18 protein-coding genes are annotated in these 16,785 nt (G+C 45.1%); 5 read left to right on the forward strand and 13 right to left on the reverse strand.

Annotated elements, in window-relative coordinates; all coding sequences use genetic code 11:
- The first annotated feature begins 188 nt into the window (after positions 1-188).
- Positions 189-1,403: a diguanylate cyclase gene (locus ATB78_RS13175; RefSeq protein ID WP_061008878.1), complete on the forward strand. Its 1,215-nt coding sequence runs from the start codon at positions 189-191 to the stop codon at positions 1,401-1,403.
- Positions 1,404-1,475: 72 nt separating this feature from the next.
- Here ATB78_RS13175 and nqrM read toward each other — a convergent pair whose 3' ends face one another.
- The 9 genes from nqrM to bolA form a co-directional block, all read right to left on the reverse strand.
- Entirely contained in the window at positions 1,476-1,709 is a 234-nt protein-coding gene (nqrM, locus tag ATB78_RS13180; protein WP_005436655.1) for a (Na+)-NQR maturation NqrM, read from the reverse strand.
- A 22-nt stretch (positions 1,710-1,731) separates the two neighbouring features.
- Complete coding sequence (locus tag ATB78_RS13185; protein ID WP_005436654.1) at positions 1,732-2,736, reverse strand: FAD:protein FMN transferase; 1,005 nt, start codon at positions 2,734-2,736, stop codon at positions 1,732-1,734.
- Between the two features lie 155 nt (positions 2,737-2,891).
- Positions 2,892-4,115 (reverse strand): NADH:ubiquinone reductase (Na(+)-transporting) subunit F, encoded by a 1,224-nt coding sequence (gene nqrF, locus ATB78_RS13190; RefSeq protein WP_005436653.1) that lies wholly within the window; start codon positions 4,113-4,115, stop codon positions 2,892-2,894.
- Between the two features lie 33 nt (positions 4,116-4,148).
- Positions 4,149-4,745, reverse strand: coding sequence for an NADH:ubiquinone reductase (Na(+)-transporting) subunit E (gene nqrE, locus ATB78_RS13195; protein WP_005436652.1), 597 nt, complete (start codon positions 4,743-4,745; stop codon positions 4,149-4,151).
- Positions 4,746-4,752: 7 nt separating this feature from the next.
- A complete protein-coding gene (locus ATB78_RS13200) occupies positions 4,753-5,385 on the reverse strand; it encodes an NADH:ubiquinone reductase (Na(+)-transporting) subunit D (RefSeq protein ID WP_005436651.1) in 633 nt (210 codons plus the stop codon).
- Positions 5,385-6,170 carry a Na(+)-translocating NADH-quinone reductase subunit C gene (locus tag ATB78_RS13205; RefSeq protein ID WP_005436650.1) on the reverse strand — a complete coding sequence of 262 codons (786 nt, stop codon included), beginning with the start codon at positions 6,168-6,170 and terminating at the stop codon, positions 5,385-5,387. The genes ATB78_RS13200 and ATB78_RS13205 overlap by 1 nt, the downstream gene beginning before the upstream one ends.
- Positions 6,160-7,401, reverse strand: coding sequence for an NADH:ubiquinone reductase (Na(+)-transporting) subunit B (locus ATB78_RS29440; RefSeq protein ID WP_005436648.1), 1,242 nt, complete (start codon positions 7,399-7,401; stop codon positions 6,160-6,162). Before ATB78_RS29440 ends, ATB78_RS13205 begins: the two co-directional genes overlap by 11 nt.
- Before the next feature lie 3 nt (positions 7,402-7,404).
- On the reverse strand, positions 7,405-8,745 hold the full coding sequence (locus ATB78_RS29445; RefSeq protein ID WP_032803016.1) for a Na(+)-translocating NADH-quinone reductase subunit A: 1,341 nt from the start codon (positions 8,743-8,745) through the stop codon (positions 7,405-7,407).
- A 472-nt stretch (positions 8,746-9,217) separates the two neighbouring features.
- Positions 9,218-9,526 carry a transcriptional regulator BolA gene (gene bolA, locus ATB78_RS13220; RefSeq protein WP_005436644.1) on the reverse strand — a complete coding sequence of 103 codons (309 nt, stop codon included), beginning with the start codon at positions 9,524-9,526 and terminating at the stop codon, positions 9,218-9,220.
- 206 nt (positions 9,527-9,732) lie between these two features.
- On the opposite strand from bolA, the gene ATB78_RS13225 reads away from it, so the two are divergent.
- The 4 genes from ATB78_RS13225 to ATB78_RS13240 all read left to right on the forward strand — a co-directional run bounded on the left by ATB78_RS13225 (position 9,733) and on the right by ATB78_RS13240 (position 13,471).
- Positions 9,733-10,890: a methyltransferase gene (locus tag ATB78_RS13225; RefSeq protein WP_061008879.1), complete on the forward strand. Its 1,158-nt coding sequence runs from the start codon at positions 9,733-9,735 to the stop codon at positions 10,888-10,890.
- A gap of 39 nt (positions 10,891-10,929) precedes the next feature.
- Entirely contained in the window at positions 10,930-11,502 is a 573-nt protein-coding gene (locus ATB78_RS13230; protein WP_061008880.1) for a YajG family lipoprotein, read from the forward strand.
- Complete coding sequence (locus ATB78_RS13235) at positions 11,502-12,047, forward strand: peptidylprolyl isomerase (RefSeq protein ID WP_009707446.1); 546 nt, start codon at positions 11,502-11,504, stop codon at positions 12,045-12,047. The genes ATB78_RS13230 and ATB78_RS13235 overlap by 1 nt, the downstream gene beginning before the upstream one ends.
- Positions 12,048-12,118: 71 nt before the next feature.
- Positions 12,119-13,471 carry an MFS transporter gene (locus tag ATB78_RS13240; RefSeq protein WP_020195475.1) on the forward strand — a complete coding sequence of 451 codons (1,353 nt, stop codon included), beginning with the start codon at positions 12,119-12,121 and terminating at the stop codon, positions 13,469-13,471.
- 57 nt (positions 13,472-13,528) lie between these two features.
- On the opposite strand, the gene ATB78_RS13245 is transcribed toward ATB78_RS13240, so the two are convergent.
- The 4 genes from ATB78_RS13245 to ATB78_RS13260 are packed head-to-tail and all read right to left on the reverse strand — an operon-like array spanning position 13,529 to position 16,767.
- Positions 13,529-14,188 carry a ChrR family anti-sigma-E factor gene (locus ATB78_RS13245; protein WP_061008881.1) on the reverse strand — a complete coding sequence of 220 codons (660 nt, stop codon included), beginning with the start codon at positions 14,186-14,188 and terminating at the stop codon, positions 13,529-13,531.
- Entirely contained in the window at positions 14,185-14,769 is a 585-nt protein-coding gene (locus tag ATB78_RS13250; protein WP_005529413.1) for an RNA polymerase sigma factor, read from the reverse strand. Before ATB78_RS13250 ends, ATB78_RS13245 begins: the two co-directional genes overlap by 4 nt.
- 46 nt (positions 14,770-14,815) lie before the next feature.
- The gene (locus ATB78_RS13255) at positions 14,816-16,174 is read right to left on the reverse strand and encodes a DUF4397 domain-containing protein (RefSeq protein ID WP_061008882.1); all 1,359 of its coding nucleotides are present in this window, start codon (positions 16,172-16,174) and stop codon (positions 14,816-14,818) included.
- Complete coding sequence (locus ATB78_RS13260; RefSeq protein WP_020195471.1) at positions 16,171-16,767, reverse strand: LON peptidase substrate-binding domain-containing protein; 597 nt, start codon at positions 16,765-16,767, stop codon at positions 16,171-16,173. Before ATB78_RS13260 ends, ATB78_RS13255 begins: the two co-directional genes overlap by 4 nt.
- Between the last annotated feature and the right edge of the window lie 18 nt (positions 16,768-16,785).

Genomic DNA, 16,785 nt, shown 5'->3' on the forward strand with positions numbered 1-16,785 from the left:
TTACTCGCTCAATCACGCTCTACACACAAACACACTGTTCAAAAACACAGTATAGCTGCAAATATACGTATTGGAAATACTGTTATCTGGAGTCAATATTGGAAATTTTTGTCGGAGTTTTTAATAGCGATGTATTCATATTTCGTTATTATTGATTCAAATAACACTAAAAAAGTAAGGACACTTCTTTGAGTAATAAAATACTGGTCGTCGAAGACAGTCGCGCCTTTAGAAACTATCTCGTACAGATCTTAACTCAGGCAGGTTATGAGGTACTTGCTGCAAAGAGCTATGCGGACGCTCAATCCATTTTAGCGGCTAAACCAGAGCTGTTGTGTGCGGTATTAGATTACTGCTTGCCTGACGCCCAAGAAGGCGAAATCATCGATCTCTCTTTAGCTCATCAACAAAAAGTCATCGTGCTTACGGCAATGTTTCAAGATGATGTTCGTGAAAAAATGCTGGCGAAAGGTGTGTTGGACTACATTCTGAAAGACAGTATGGCTTCCGTCTCTTACCTCCTTCCACTGATCAAACGATTGACCAATAATCAGCGACACAAGTGTTTAGTCGTTGACGATTCAATGACGGTTCGTCGCCACGTTGTTCAATTGTTAGAGCACCAGTACATCCAAACGTTGCAAGCTGAAAATGGCCAACAAGCCATCGAGTTGATCGAGCAAAACCCAGATATCACCCTAGTGCTGACTGACCACGATATGCCAGTAAAAGATGGTATTACCATGATCCGCGAGTTACGTCAGAAATTGGATAAGAACCAACTTGCCATACTGGGCATCTCTGGAAGCGACGATCACACCATGACCGCACGTTTTCTTAAGGCGGGTGCGAATGACTTTCTATATAAGCCTTTCAATCAAGAAGAATTCTTTTGCCGCGTTCATCAAATCTTAGACATGAAAGAAGCAACCACTGAGCTATTTAGAATGGCAAACCAAGATGCTCTAACTGGTTTATGGAACCGCCGCTTTTTGTTTGGACAAGCTTGTGGTGGCTGTGAGAAGCGTAATATCGCGATGTTGGACATCGACTTTTTCAAGAAGGTCAACGATAACTACGGGCATGATGGCGGTGATGCTGCACTGGTGATGGTAGCGAATATCCTAAAGATTTACTTCCCTGAAGACGTCATCGCTCGCTTTGGTGGGGAAGAATTCTGTATTCAAGCTTGCGGAAGCTATGATGATTTCGTCACTCGTTTAGAGCAAATGCGCCAAAGGGTAGAGAAAACCCCTATTCCGTATCAGGAAGAAGACATTCAAGTGACCATCAGTGTTGGCGTGTCAAATATAGAGGGTAATCTAGACCAACAGATAAAAGTGGCCGATGACCGTTTATATCAAGCGAAAGAAAGTGATCGAAACCAGACTGTCTATCAATAGCGCCCTGTTTCTCGATTACAAAAAAACAAAACCCAGCGACAAGGCTGGGTTTTCTATTTTGGTTATCGCCGATTAAGCAATGCGATCTTTTTCCCATGCTGCGAGCTTCTCAGCACGCGCAGCTTCACGGGCTTCACGTTTTTTACGTGCATCACATGGTTCTGGGCAGTTACATACTTTCTCGATACCTACTGCACCAAGACCACCACAGCTACCTTTTACAACCTTCTTTTGGAAGATGTAACCTACTGCCATCGCTGCAATCACCGCAACAAAGACAGCAAAAGTAATTAGAAATGTACTCATAAGGACATGCTCACTTCTGTTGTTATTTCTTCATGAACGGCTTGTATGCTTCCGAAGCCAGCTCTTTAAAACCATCATCTGTTTTCACAACCATGAAAACAGGAATGTTATTCTCGTTCGCGATTTCCATGCCTTTGTCTTCACCTAGCACCATTAGGCCAGTTGCAAGACCATCAGCCGTCATCGACGATTTATCCAGTACTGTTACAGACACCACTTTATGATGGATTGGTTTGCCTGTTTGCGGGTTAATGATGTGAGAGTATCGCACACCATTGCTCTCAAAGTAATTACGATAGTCACCGCTTGTTGCAATTGCCATGTCACCCGGCTCGATGATTTCTTGAATTGAGCGCTCATCAACGGTTGGCTTTTCAATTGCAATACGCCACGGCACACCTTCACGGTTGATGCCTTTCAAACGCATTTCACCACCAACTTCAACCATGTAGTTGTGAATACCTTCAGATTGTAGGTAATCCGCAACCACATCAACACCCCAACCTTTTGCGATAGTTGATAGATCAACGTAAAGGTTTGGAATGTCTTTAGACATTTTATTGCCTTCAATAGACAGATGATGGATACCTGTATTCGCTTTGCGAGCCGCTAGCTCTTCGTCTGTCGGAACCACATCTGGACGCGCTTCAGGTCCAAAGCCCCAAAGGTTAACCAAAGGACCAACAGTGACGTCTAGTGCACCTAAAGTAAGACCGTTTAGACGAATCGCTTCTTTCACTACTGTTGCGGTTTGTGGTGATACCTCGAATGGCTCACTCGTTGTGTGTTGATTAAAACGGCTAAGCTCTGAATCTTCACGGTACGTCGACATTTGATCGTTCACTTCTTCAAGTAGGCGATCGATTTCTGTCTGAAGCGCTTCAGGCGATGGTAGGCCGTCTTGCTGAATGTATTTGATGTTGTAAGTTGTGCCCATTGTTGGGCCACTTAGATGAATTTGATCCGCAGACTTTTCACAGCCAGCCAAAACCAATAGAGAAGCGAATGCAACAAGCCACTTTTTCACTTGTTTACTCCTATTGTCGTTAAATTGATATGGAAAATGGGTTCTCTTGAGATAAACCGATTTCCTATATCAACTGTTGAATATCGTCGTGTTTTCTACAAAAAATAATGGCTAGCTCTTAGAGAGCTAGCCATAGATTCAATCACTTGGAGGGATTAACCACCGAAGTCATCTAGTAGGATGTTTTCATCCTCTACACCTAGATCTTTTAGCATGCCGATTACAGCAGCGTTCATCATAGGTGGACCACACATGTAGTATTCACAGTCTTCTGGCGCTTCGTGATCACGTAGGTAGTTCTCGTAAAGAACGTTGTGAATGAAGCCAGTGTAACCATCCCAGTTATCTTCTGGCATAGGGTCAGACAGTGCACAGTGCCATACGAAGTTATCGTTGTCAGCCGCTAGGCCATCAAAGTCTTCTACGTAGAACATCTCACGCTTAGAACGTGCACCGTACCAGAATGACATCTTACGCTTAGAGTGCAGACGTTTTAGCTGGTCGAAGATATGAGAACGCATTGGAGCCATACCTGCACCACCACCAACGAATACCATTTCAGCGTCAGTGTCTTTCGCGAAGAACTCACCAAATGGACCAGAAATCGTACACTTGTCGCCTTCTTTTAGAGACCAGATGAACGATGACATGATGCCAGGTGGTACGTCTGGGTTGTTAGGCGGCGGCGTAGCGATACGCACGTTAAGCATGATGATACCGTGCTCTTCTGGGTAGTTAGCCATAGAGTATGCGCGGATCGTTTCTTCGTTTACCTTAGACTCGTAGCGGAACAGGTTAAACTTGTCCCAATCTTCGCGGTATTCTTCAGGTACATCGAAATCAGCGTATTTAACGTGGTGAGCTGGCGCTTCAATCTGGATGTAACCACCAGCACGGAAAGGTACTGATTCGCCATCTGGGATTTGTAGCTTAAGCTCTTTGATGAATGTCGCTTTGTTATCGTTAGAGATAACAGTACATTCCCACTTCTTAACGCCGAAGATTTCTTCAGGAAGTTCGATGTCCATGTCAGTTTTCATTGCAACCTGACATGCTAGACGCTCACCTTCACGCGCTTCACCTTTAGTAATGTGGTCAAGCTCGGTAGGTAGGATGTCACCACCACCTGATTTAACTTTTACGCGACACTGACCACAAGAGCCACCGCCACCACAAGCAGAAGATACGAATACGCCAGCACCAGCTAACGCAGATAGTAGCTTACCACCTGGTTGTGTAACGATCGCCAGTGAAGGGTCATCGTTCACAGAAATTGTAATGTCACCTGTTGGTACAAGCTTAGACTTAGCGAAAAGAATCACTAGTACTAGCGCAAGTACGATCAGAGTAAACATCACTACACCAAGAATAATGTCCATTGACTATTCCTTAATTGTTGCGGTTTACCCGACTTACAGTTGAACACCAGAGAAAGACATGAAGCCTAACGCCATTAGACCTACAGTGATGAACGTGATGCCTAGACCACGTAGACCAGGAGGTACGTCTGAATACTTCATCTTCTCACGGATACCTGCAAGAGCAACGATTGCTAGCATCCAGCCCACACCAGAACCGAAGCCGTAAACAACAGATTCAGCAAAGTTGTAGTCACGTTGTACCATGAAAGATACACCACCGAAGATCGCACAGTTTACTGTGATCAGCGGTAGGAAGATGCCTAGCGCGTTGTACAAAGGTGGGAAGAAACGGTCAAGAACCATCTCTAGAATCTGTACAAGTGCTGCGATTACACCGATAAAGGTGATGAAGTTTAGGAAGCTAAGGTCTACGCCCTCAACTAACGCGTTCTCTTTCAGAACTAGGTTGTAAACTAGGTTGTTCACAGGAACCGCGATAGTTAGTACTACCACAACTGCAACACCTAGACCGAAAGAGGTCTTAACTTTCTTAGATACGGCAAGGAAAGTACACATACCTAAGAAGAAAGACAGTGCCATGTTTTCGATGAAAATCGATTTAACTAGCAGACTGATGTAATGTTCCATGACGTCCTTACTCCTTCGCTTCGATTTGTTCAGGTCTGATAATGCGGATAGCCCAGATCATGAAACCGATTAAGAAGAATGCTGATGGTGCAAGTAGCATCAGGCCGTTTGGCTGGTACCAACCACCGTTGCTCACTAGAGGTAGTACTTCTAGGCCAAATAGTTTGCCTGAGCCAAATAGCTCGCGGAAGAAACCAACAGTGATAAGAACGAAACCGTAACCAAGACCGTTACCGATACCATCGATTAGAGATGGGATTGGCGCAGATTTCATCGCGAACGCTTCAGCACGACCCATTACGATACAGTTCGTAATGATCAGACCTACGAATACCGATAGCTGTTTAGAGATATCGTATAGGTATGCTTTAAGCACTTGGTCTACCACGATTACTAGAGATGCGATGATCGCCATTTGAACGATGATACGCACACTGTTAGGAATGTGGTTACGGATTAGAGAAACAGAGAAGTTCGACAGTGCAGTTACGAATGTTACCGCTAGTGTCATTACAAATGCTGTTTCTAGTTTAGTTGTTACTGCAAGAGCAGAACATACACCAAGAACCTGTAGCGCGATTGGGTTGTTATCCAACACCGGCGCCATAATGCTCTTTTTAATGTTTTGTGCGCTAGACATTAGTTCAGACCTCCGTCACGAACTTTTGCTAGGAAAGGACCAAAGCCCATGTCACCTAACCAGAAGTCGAATGTACCTTGAACACCGTTACCAGTTAGTGTCGCACCAGATAGGCCGTCAACGCCGTGTTCAGAACCTTCTGGAGCACCACCTTTAACAATCTTGATTGCTGGTTTGTGGTTCTCGTCGAATAGTTTCTTGCCAACGAATTGAGCACGCCATGCTGGGTTCTCTACTTCACCACCAAGTCCAGGAGTTTCACCTTGCTCGTAGTAAGTGATACCAGACACAGTGTCACCGTCAGTTTCAACCGCAACGAATGCGTACATCATTGACCAAAGACCAGTACCGTGAACAGGGATGATAACTTTAGATACTTCATCACCGCTTTTCACTAGGTAAACGATACCTGTGTTAGCACGACGTAGGATCTTAGCTTTGTCTTCTTCAGCCGTTAGCTTGATAGACTCTGCTGGATCTTTCGCTGCTTTACGTTGGTCGTAGTTAGCTGCTGTAGAACCGTCACCCGCAGTCTCAACAAAATCACCTGTTTTGAAGTCAACTAGACGAGGTTCAATGTACTCAGCAAATAGCTCAGGTACTTTTTTACCGTCAGCTTCAATGCCAGCAACTTCTACAATCTTTGATTGCTTATCTAGGACAGCGTTAGCTTTTTGCTTATCACGCAGGCCTACTGCCGCTGTTGATACGATGATTGAACAAACAAGGCTCAACCCGATAACAACACCCAGCGTCTTTTTAATGCTGTCGTTATTACTTGCCATAGCGTGCTAGTCTCCGCTTGATGTTCTTCTCGATAACTACATGGTCGAACAGAGGTGCGAATAGGTTCGCGAATAGAATCGCCAGCATCATACCTTCTGGGTAAGCTGGGTTAACTACACGGATCATCACACACATTGCACCGATTAGGATGCCGTACCACCACTTACCACCGTTGGTAAATGAAGCTGATACTGGGTCCGTTGCCATGAAGAACATACCGAATGCAAAACCACCTAGAACTAGGTGCCAGTGCCAAGGCATGTTGAACATTGGGTTAGTGTCAGAGCCAATCACGTTGAACAACGTAGACACTGCAATCATACCGATCATTACACCCGCAATGATACGCCATGAAGCGATTCGCATGTATACGATCATCGCTGCACCGATCATTAGAGCTAGAGTCGATACTTCACCAATTGAACCTGGGATGTTACCGATGAAAGCATCCATCCAAGTGATAGGAGCGCCAGTGATGTTGTTGATCAACGCGCCGCTACCGCCGTGAGCCCATTGGCTAAGAGCAGTTGCACCAGAGAAGCCGTCAGCTGCTGTCCATACTACGTCACCCGAGATTTGAGCTGGGTAAGCGAAGAATAGAAAAGCACGACCTGCAAGTGCAGGGTTCAGGAAGTTACGACCTGTACCACCGAAGATCTCTTTAGCAACAACAACACCAAATGTGATACCTAGTGCCGCTTGCCATAGAGGTAGCGTTGGTGGAACGATAAGTGCGAATAGAATAGAAGTTACAAAGAAACCTTCGTTAACTTCGTGCTTACGCACCATACAGAAAAGCACTTCCCAGAAACCACCAACAATAAATACTGTTGCGTAGATTGGTAGGAAGTAAGTCGCACCTAGTAGCATTTTACTGCCAACACCTGCTTCAGCACCGATGGTGCCGCCAAGCATTTCTGTTAGCCAGTAGTGCCAGTTACCAGAGATAACTGTCGCTAGTTGATCACCAGCGTACATGTGGTTAAGTGCTGCGATAGCTTGGCCACCCGCGTTGTACATACCCCAGAACATTGCTGGGAATACCGCGAACCAAACCATGATCATGATACGTTTTAAGTCAACGCTATCACGGACGTGCGAGCTACGTTTTGTTACTAGACCTGGCGTGTAGAAAAGCGTTGCCGCTGCTTCGTACAGTGCAAACCATTTTTCGTGTTTGCCGCCTGGTTCAAAATGATGCTCGATATCCTCTATGAATTTCTTAAGCATGGATTACCCTTCCTTCACAATGGTATCTAGGCATTCACGAAGTAGCAGACCGTACTCGTATTTACCAGGACATACAAAGGTGCACAATGCTAGATCTTCTTCATCCAGTTCAAGCGCACCCAGTGCTTGAGCACTGTCTGTATCGCCTGCACATAGATCACGAAGTAGCAAAGTAGGTTCCATATCAAGAGGCATTACACGCTCGTAGTTGCCAATTGGAACCATTGCACGATCACTACCGTTAGTTGTCGTTGTCATGTTGAACAACTGACCTTTAAAGATGTGACTCAGGAAAGATTTAGTGATTGAGAACTTGTTTTTGCCAGGAACAGCCCAGCCAAACAGTTCTTTCTCACGACCTTCACGCAGGACAGAAACCTGCTGATGGTAACGACCAAGGTAAGCATGTGGACCAGACGCTTGAGTACCAGAAAGTACAGAGCCTGAAATCACACGAACTTCACCTGGCATCAATTCGCTGTCAGTTAGGTCTTCAAGAGAAGCACCTACAACAGTACGAAGAAGACGTGGGTTATTCACTACAGGACCAGCAAGAGATACAACACGATCTGTGTATAGCTCACCAGTAAGGAATAACTTACCGAACGCGATAACGTCTTGGTAGTTGATGCTCCAAGCCACGTTTTGTGCATTTACTGGGTATAGGAAATGCATGTGGGTGCCAGCAAGACCTGCTGGGTGAGGGCCATCGAAGACGTGTTCTTCTACGTTAGACTGAGAAGAGCGTGGCAAGCTAGTGCCAGACTTACATACGTAAACCTTGCCTTCTGTCAGGGCTGAAAGAATGTCTAGACCGGCAACGAATGCTTCTTGTTGTTCATTAATGATCAACTCAGGCTGAGCTGCTAGTGGATTAGTATCCATCGCAGTTACAAAGATAGCCTTAGAATTTGATTCGATTGCTGGAACCTTGCTGAACGGACGAGTACGTAAAGCGGTCCAAAGGCCAGATTCAACCAATTGAGTCTTGATCACTTCGCGATCTAGACCTGCTAGTTGAGCTGCTTCGAACTTATCAAATGTCACCTGCTCTTCGCCTGCCACTTCAATCACTACAGATTGAAGAACACGCTTAGCGCCACGGTTAACTTCGATCACTTTACCGGCTGCTGGAGCTGTGAACTTAACGCCAGGGTTCTTTTTGTCTTCAAAAAGAACTTGCGCTTTTTTCACTTCATCACCAACGCGGACATGCATGGTAGGACGCATGCCAACGTACTCTTCGCCAAGCAAGGCGACTTTTTTGATGGTCTTACCATCATTAATCACCTGGGATGGAGTTCCTGCGATAGGAAGATCCAAGCCCTTCTTTATTGTAATCATACGCACTTGCACTACTTTTATCGGGAAAAAGATTCTTTTGATTGCGTAACTTTTAGACACGACATCAGTGTCCGGTTTCGATGCTGTTTAAAACATCAAAATCGCAACATCCTATTAATTATCTCGTCACAAATATTAGGCGAGATTTATCAGGTGCGGTAGTCTAGCATTTTTTGGGAACTTGATGCCATGACCAATCTTAGGAAAGGTGGGTTTATTTCGGTAGAATCGAGTGTAAAAGGTTAAAGAATAGTCATAACTTTGACCCATCGCACAAATGCCAAATCCCTTGCATCTGTCATGGAAATAAAACATTCACGCTTTGAAACATGCATTAATTTTCATTCATTTGTTGAAACACTGTTAACACATTTTTTAACCTTCATTTGTGCCACATTTTAATCCCGAAAAGATGTAAAACAAAAAAAGATGGCCGAAACCATCTTTTTCAAATCAGCGAGTTAAAGCCGGTTTAACGACCGCCACCCATACACATAGGACTATCTGGCGCGCCATCTTGCTCTAATTTCCACTCTTCATTGGTGTAAGTATGAATCGCCAACGCATGGATGTGATTATCGAGTTCATCAGCAAGCACGGTGTGCACCTGACGATGTCGACCAATAAGGCGTTGACCCGCGAACGCATCACTGACAACAATCACTTTGAAGTGACTCTCAGAACCTGGCGGAACATTGTGCATGTAGCTCTCATTGATCACTTTCAAATAATTAGGTTGCAGCTCACTATGCAGTTTCTTTTCTATGATTTCTTGGATCATATTCAGTCCTCATCGATACTAGTCCGGTAAGTATATACTCTAGTTTGACAAATGAAATCAACGAAACCTCCTTGCTCTACCTTCTCATAATCCACACAACTCGCTAAAAGCCTGTGAAAATCAGTAAATTTGACAGCTTTTTGTATCTTGAGTCTTCATCATTTGCGACAATAATCACTAATTTCCAAATCCACTTACGTTTAGTTATGAAAACCGAATTAGACCTTCACGATCGTAGCCTCACGCTACATCGTTTCCCAAGGCGCTCCAATGAGACTCTTCAAGCATGGGATGCGGGTGATGAGTACCTTATCAATCACGTAGAAGAATTAGCGCTGCCAGAGAATCAAAACATCGTGGTTATCAATGATAATTTCGGCGCGTTGGCATGCTGGTTTTCAGAGAAACATAATGTCACATTGATGAGTGACTCTTTTATTTCTCATAAAGGTGCCAAACAAAACCTCGAAGATAACCAATGTAAGCACGTTGCCTTTCTCAGTACGATGGATGAGATCCCTGAGAATACAGATTTGGTTTTGATGCAATTGCCGAAAAGCAACCGCCATTTGGTTTGGTTGTTAAGTCAATTACGTAAATCGCTTCCGGCCTCTTGCCCTATTATTGCGGTGAACAAAGCCAAAGAAATCCACACTTCTACTCTGAAGCTCTTCGAAAAATACTTGGGTGAAACCACCACCTCCCTTGCATGGAAAAAGCATCGTTTGGTGTTTTCTCACGCAACCGCGCAGCCAATCCATGCCGTAGATCCGATGACAGTTTGGGGCGTAGACGGAGAGAACATTCAACTGAAAAACCTGCCAAATGTTTACTCAGGTGAAAGCTTGGATTTAGGTGCACGCTTTATGTTGCAGCACCTGCCTCAAGACCCTGAGTTGAAAAACATTATCGACTTGGGCTGTGGTAATGGTGTTTTGTCCATCAAAATGGGGCAGTTAAACCCAAAAGCTCACCTAACTTGTGTTGATGAGAGCTTTATGGCGGTGGAGTCTGCAAGGCAAAACCTTATCGCTAACTTAGGTGAAGGCCGAGATATTGAATGTATCGCGAACAACTGTTTAGACGACTTCAAACCTGAAAGCACATGTATGGTGATGTGTAACCCACCTTTCCATCAGCAACAGGCCATTACCGACCATATCGCTTGGCAAATGTTCTGTGACTCAAAACAAATTCTGAACCAAGGTGGGAAGTTATTGGTCATAGGTAACCGTCACCTTGGTTACGATGCAAAGCTGAAACGTCTATTCGGCGACAAAAATGTGAAATTAGTCGCTTCTAACAATAAGTTCGTGATTTTACAGGCAACGAAAAATCCTGCTAAATTAGGCGCTAAGCAATAAAGTCCTGACTTTAGCAAAATGTTTAAAAGGAATAATAAGATGAAAAAACTGGTACTAGCGGCTTCGGTTGCCTTGCTTGCTGCATGTTCAGCGCCACAACAGCAACCTCAACTGAGCCTGATGCCTGAAACAACGCTAAGCACTAACCCTATCGTGCAAGGCAAAAGCTACAGCCTAACCAGTAAAGATGTACGCGCCGCACAATACGTTGCGCTAGTCGACAACGGTCGCTCAAACATTTTGCCACTTCACGCGAAGCAGAACCTACGTATTTCTCTTGAAGAAGCATTGGAGAAGCAATTCTCTTCTCAAGGTTTCCACTCTGATCTGAACAGCGACAACTCAATCGAACTTGAAGTGCAAGAAGCGTTAGTAAACGTGAAGCACTCTGTAATGGAAAACGAGATGGATGCAAAAGTGGTTCTAGAAATCACAGCAGAAACTCCGCAAGGCAAGCTAGTTAAGACCTATACTGGTACTGCTAAACGTTCAGGCACACTAAGCGCTTCAGACTCTGATATTGAGCAAACTCTTAATGATGTTGTTGCTCTTACTTTGAAAGAAATCGCGAATGACCCTGAGCTTCGTCAATACATGCAGGAGCGATTCTAATGCTACGCAAAGCCATTCTTTCTCTCGCGCTATTAAGCTGCAGCGTTTTCGCTGGTCCTAAAGTGGCGTTTGAAACCACGCTAGGTAACTTCACTGTTGAGCTCAATGAAGAAAAAGCACCGATTACTGTCGCTAACTTCCTCAAATACGTGGAAGACGGCAGCTACGAAGGTACAATTTTCCATCGTGTGATTCCTGGTTTTATGGCGCAAGGTGGCGGCTTTAATCAAGATATGCAGATGCAGAAAACTTATGCGCCAATCAAAAACGAAGGTAACAACGGTTTGAACAATGACCGTGCAACCATCGCGATGGCACGTACAAACGCTCCTGATTCTGCAACGCGCCAGTTCTTTATTAACCTCGTGGACAATGACTTCTTAAACTATGGCGCTCGTCCACCTGGTTATGCAGTATTTGGCGAAGTCACTGAAGGCTTCGATGTCATTCAAAAAATGGCCGCTCAGCCAACCAAATCTATCGGTCGCATGCGCGATGTCCCAGAGACGCAAATCGTCATCACCAAAGCAACACTACTCAAATAGCCAAAACCATAAGCCCTTTGAATATTCGAAGGGCTTTCTCTTTTAGTGGCTCTATTTTAACGGATTGATTTATGTCTTCATTACCTTCCATCACATGGTTGGAAACGGTAAAAAGTTACCTCGATAAACGCCTGCTTTGGGTTTTCATGCTTGGCTGTTCCAGCGGTTTTCCATGGGTGCTTATCGGTTCAAATATGTCAGGCTGGCTGAAAGATGCTGGCTTAACACTTTCTGCGATCGGCTACTTTGGTAGCGTATTCGCGGTCTACGCGATCAACTTTCTATGGGCGCCATTGGTCGATCGTGTCAAATTGCCTGTTTTGCATCGTTTATTGGGACAACGACGTAGCTGGATTTTCTTATGCCAAAGTATAGTGTTAGTTGCGACGCTATTTATTGCCGGCGTAAACCCAGCAGAAAACCTGATGTTAACGTCACTTCTTGCGCTGTGTATTGCTACGGCTTCCGCAACACAAGATATTGCCATTGACGCCTTTCGTATCGATACATTCCCTAAAACGGAGCAATCTAAACTTCCGCAAGCTTCAGCTATGGCGGTGATTGGTTGGTGGACAGGTTATTCCTTACCGGGCTATTTAGCTTTCATCAACGCTGACAGTATCGGTTGGAACGGTGTCTACTACGGAATGGCGTTTATTGTCGTTTTACTGATGATTTTTACTCTATTGGTCGGTGAACCGAAAACTCAACGAGAGCAACTTCAATCTGAAGCGGAGCAACGCCATAAAGAGGTAGTGGGCTCTAAAGTAGTGGCTTGGTTTACCGTAACGGTTGTAGAACCCTTCTTAGACTTCTTTAACCGAAATGGCGTTCGTGTTGCCATCACCCTTCTTTTGTTTGTTTTCCTATTTAAGATTGGTGAAGCCTTCTTAGGGCGTATGTCGATCGCTTTCTACAAAGAAATTGGTTTTAGCAACGAACAGATTGGTTACTACTCGAAACTGATTGGCTGGGGTGCGACCATGCTGTTCACCTTTGTTGGCAGCATGTTCAACGTTAAGTTTGGTATTGTACGTGGCCTGATGATTGGCGGTATCGCCATGGCGGCAAGTAACTTGATGTTTGCTTGGATTGCGAAGGTGGGCCCGAACGAGCACTTGTTCCTAGCAACAATCATTGTCGATAACTTTACGACCGCTTTCTCGACCGTCGCTTTTGTTTCCTTCTTAACGATTTTGACTGGGCAAGCTTTCTCAGCTACTCAATACGCGCTGCTAGCTTCACTGGGCAACTTTGGACGAACGACGCTAGCTTCATTCAGCGGCGAATTAGTTGATTATCTGAATGACTGGACAACCTTTTTTGCGATTACCGCAGTCATGGTCGTTCCAAGTTTGATCATGCTCTATTCTTTACGCCACTACTTTACCGAACTACTCGAAAAAGCAAGGCAAAGAGACTAAAGAAAAACAGTTGAAAAAAAACCACCGACTTCGGTGGTTTTTTTGACCGCTAAGTACTTACGGGTACATGCCCTTGCCAAACATATTAAATATTCTGGCAACCCCTTGGGTGAAAATCATTGGCTCTGTCAACACAGTTAGGCATAAGCAATCTTCGCCAGGCTTAGTAAATGGGCTATGTTTTACAGATGCATCTCGTACGAGTACATCCCCAACTTCGTAATGCCCGTCCTCATCACTGAAACCACCGTGTAATACGAGTGTTGATTCCTGACCTTTATGCGTGTGCTGCGGAATTCTTACGTCTTCGCTGATGTACATCAGGTTGACGCGCGCTTCTTCCCCTAAATCAACTTGCGCACTGTAGACTTTGCCCCCGTAGCTCTTCCATTCGCCCACCAAGTCTGAAAAACGACTTAGTGTTTTCGGCAGTTTGAAATCTTTGCCTGCGACCATGACTTTGGCGACATCTCTAATGATGATGCTGTCAGACGTTGGTTCTGCAGTGATGATGTCGTTGAACATACTGTCGAACTCAGAGTCATAAACAGATGGTATATCGTTCACAACACTGGCCTGAGCCGCTTCTAGTTGATTGACATAAGCTCGGCATTTAGGGCAGGTTTCTAGGTGAGTGGCAACCACCAGACCAGAAACCGCATCAATACTTCCCGAAGCATATGCCTCTAACAATATTTTGTCTGGATGTTTGTTCATAATTGCTCCGTATGCATCGAATGCCTCAGCTTTTCTACCGCTAGCCTCAAGCGAGACTTCACGGTGCCCAAAGGTATGTCGAACAACTCTGCGACCTGTTGGTGTGGAAGTTCTTGAAGGTACACCGCTTGGAGTACTTCTCTTTGGTTTTTCGGCAGTATGTCTAAAAATTTGACTACCTGTTCTTTGAGCATGTCTTGCTCAGGTGAATAATGGTCAACCAAATCAGGTGGGTAGTAATCTGACGGCCAAATGTCATCAGAATGAATGTGTAAATCCTTACCTTTCTGTTTCCTTAAAAGGTCGAAGCAAAGGTTACGGATGATGGTATAGATCCATGTCGACAAGGCACTTTTTGTGCCGTCATATAAATGAGCTTTTTGCCAAACAGTCGCCATGGTTTCTTGCACCATTTCCATTGCAACTTGCTCATTACCAACATGTTTGTAGGCGAACTGCTTAAGCTTTGGTGCATAAAAACGAAATACGAAGGCAAAAGCGTCTTTGTCTCGCGCTTTCACTTTGTCCATATAATCGTTCCATTCGCTTCGCCCGAGCTTTTGTGGGCTTTCACTCATCATAATCAGCCTTAATCATTGGGAGGAGTTTCCCCCTCCCCCTTTCGTCCTAGTCGGTGATGTCATCAACAATAAGATTGAAGCCACCGTTATTGCCATCGTCGATGGCGACTACTTGATATACGACGCCGTTCATTACCGTTACAGGTGCAGAATCAATCGCTACTGTATTTGGGTCTCCCGCCACTGTCACAGTGACAAAATAAGAACCTTCGGCAACGTACACGCCTTGCACACTATCTTTATACGCGAAGTTTGCTATTGCTGGATCACTTCCGTCGATTCCTGCGCTGGTTGTGAGATAGATGTCTACCATTGCAGCCACTGGATTCGCTGCTGCGTGCGTAACATTTAACGTTGCGCTGGTTGCGACTGAACGGCGCATGTCTTCGACTACAAGCGGTTCGATTGCGATTGCAGGGGCTACAACGCCAACTGCATAGATGCTGTAATCCATACCACCTTTCACTTCTAATCCGTCAACAGCGATAATTGGATCTGTCGTTGTACCATCAACGAACACATCAATATCGTATGCTTTTGGCGCAAGGTCCAAGTACCCACGAATTTGTTTAAATTCCAGATCCGCAAGCGGAGCAAACGCAGCACCGTCAACATGAACATCAACAACAGGTGCACCATCGACTAAATGACCAACGCGCACTTCTGCTTGGCTTCCCGTATCTTCAAGTATAGAAGAGCCAGAACCATCCAATACCATTAACTTCACCGGAGAAGTACTGTTGGAATCCCCCGTTTTGATAGCAGCAATCGTCAAGTTAGCATTGGCTGGAAGAGGAATGGTTCCCGAGTCAAACGCTACTGTGTCACCCACAGCTAGTCTCACTTGATAATCGCCTGCAGGAATGTTCAGCACATCCGTCGACGCTTTATAAGCTAGATTAGTAATCGGTGACGAGTCTGCTAACGCTGCACCGGGTTCAGTGACGTAAAGATCAACAGCTGGCACGCCAGAAGCAGCATGTACCACCTGAACATCTAAACTATTTGCATCAGCCATGGAAGTCGCGCTTCGAGTCACGATAAGAGGTTCGACAGGGTTTGGTGTTCCAGAAGCGTCACCCACGACAAATGCGGTGTAATTAAGATCCGAGTCCAGATCGAGCGTTGTTTTGTCTACGACCGTAGCGACATCTCCACCTGGCAACTGCACATCAACTTGAACTGAGTTTGCCCCTTCAGGTAGCATCACGTAACCAGAGCCAACACCATAATCGACGCCCGTCAAAGCGGCTTGGTCGTTAATCCATACATTTGCAAGAGGCGCATCAGAAGAGGCATGTACCGCTTGCAAATTCGAATACTCAATCGAGTCACTGTCAGACCCGCACGCAGCAATCCCTAGCACAGCAACCAAAGTTACTGCAGTTTTTGTAAGTCCTTTCATATCCTAGTCTCTCTTTGAAGTGGGGCTTCTATGGCATCATTAAGAAAGTGCAGTGCAGGAAGACAATCTTCTGCTCCAACCAACTGCTCAAACAGCTCACAATCTAGTGGGAGAAGTTCAAGCCATCTTTGGGCGACCCATGATGGATCGTCGTAAAAGCGGTGTTGGTAAAGCGTCCCTAATTGAGGAAATTGTTCGTACACATGAGCGAGTTGATGACTTAAATAGAGGAAGTCGGGATGAGACCTTGGCTCTTGCCAATTATCTAACCACTCTACTTCCGCGTGGCGAAGGCCATCAGAATCAGCCCTCACCCTTTTGACAATAAAACGTCTCTCTCCCGCTACGGTGATGCCAAGAAGCCCATCACTGAGTGTTTCAAAATCAACGATGGTGACCAAGGTTCCGATGGATGACACGTTTCCCACAGCTTTCGGATCGCCGTCATTACCAACGAGACAAACGCCAAAACCTGAATCTTGGAGGCTGCATTCTTTCACCATGCGTTTGTATCTAGGTTCAAAAATACGCAGATTCATTTTGCCTTCTGGTAAAACGACTGAGGTTAACGGGAATAACATGACTTCTTTCATTCAAACGTCCTCTTTGGT

The organism is Vibrio sp. CUB2 (genome assembly GCF_001557945.1).
GTDB lineage: Bacteria > Pseudomonadota > Gammaproteobacteria > Enterobacterales > Vibrionaceae > Vibrio > Vibrio owensii.

What these genes read in the sequence shown, in the direction of transcription:
- nqrM (WP_005436655.1), bottom strand. Translation starts at nt 1,709, where the DNA reads ATGAGTACATTTCTAATTACTTTTGCTGTCTTTGTTGCGGTGATTGCA.
- nqrF (WP_005436653.1), bottom strand. Translation starts at nt 4,115, where the DNA reads ATGGACATTATTCTTGGTGTAGTGATGTTTACTCTGATCGTACTTGCG.
- nqrE (WP_005436652.1), bottom strand. Translation starts at nt 4,745, where the DNA reads ATGGAACATTACATCAGTCTGCTAGTTAAATCGATTTTCATCGAAAAC.
- ATB78_RS13200 (WP_005436651.1), bottom strand. Translation starts at nt 5,385, where the DNA reads ATGTCTAGCGCACAAAACATTAAAAAGAGCATTATGGCGCCGGTGTTG.
- ATB78_RS13205 (WP_005436650.1), bottom strand. Translation starts at nt 6,170, where the DNA reads ATGGCAAGTAATAACGACAGCATTAAAAAGACGCTGGGTGTTGTTATC.
- ATB78_RS29440 (WP_005436648.1), bottom strand. Translation starts at nt 7,401, where the DNA reads ATGCTTAAGAAATTCATAGAGGATATCGAGCATCATTTTGAACCAGGC.
- ATB78_RS29445 (WP_032803016.1), bottom strand. Translation starts at nt 8,745, where the DNA reads ATGATTACAATAAAGAAGGGCTTGGATCTTCCTATCGCAGGAACTCCA.
- bolA (WP_005436644.1), bottom strand. Translation starts at nt 9,526, where the DNA reads ATGATCCAAGAAATCATAGAAAAGAAACTGCATAGTGAGCTGCAACCT.
- ATB78_RS13225 (WP_061008879.1), top strand. Translation starts at nt 9,733, where the DNA reads ATGAAAACCGAATTAGACCTTCACGATCGTAGCCTCACGCTACATCGT.
- ATB78_RS13230 (WP_061008880.1), top strand. Translation starts at nt 10,930, where the DNA reads ATGAAAAAACTGGTACTAGCGGCTTCGGTTGCCTTGCTTGCTGCATGT.
- ATB78_RS13235 (WP_009707446.1), top strand. Translation starts at nt 11,502, where the DNA reads ATGCTACGCAAAGCCATTCTTTCTCTCGCGCTATTAAGCTGCAGCGTT.
- ATB78_RS13240 (WP_020195475.1), top strand. Translation starts at nt 12,119, where the DNA reads ATGTCTTCATTACCTTCCATCACATGGTTGGAAACGGTAAAAAGTTAC.
- ATB78_RS13245 (WP_061008881.1), bottom strand. Translation starts at nt 14,188, where the DNA reads ATGAACAAACATCCAGACAAAATATTGTTAGAGGCATATGCTTCGGGA.
- ATB78_RS13250 (WP_005529413.1), bottom strand. Translation starts at nt 14,769, where the DNA reads ATGATGAGTGAAAGCCCACAAAAGCTCGGGCGAAGCGAATGGAACGAT.
- ATB78_RS13255 (WP_061008882.1), bottom strand. Translation starts at nt 16,174, where the DNA reads ATGAAAGGACTTACAAAAACTGCAGTAACTTTGGTTGCTGTGCTAGGG.
- ATB78_RS13260 (WP_020195471.1), bottom strand. Translation starts at nt 16,767, where the DNA reads ATGAAAGAAGTCATGTTATTCCCGTTAACCTCAGTCGTTTTACCAGAA.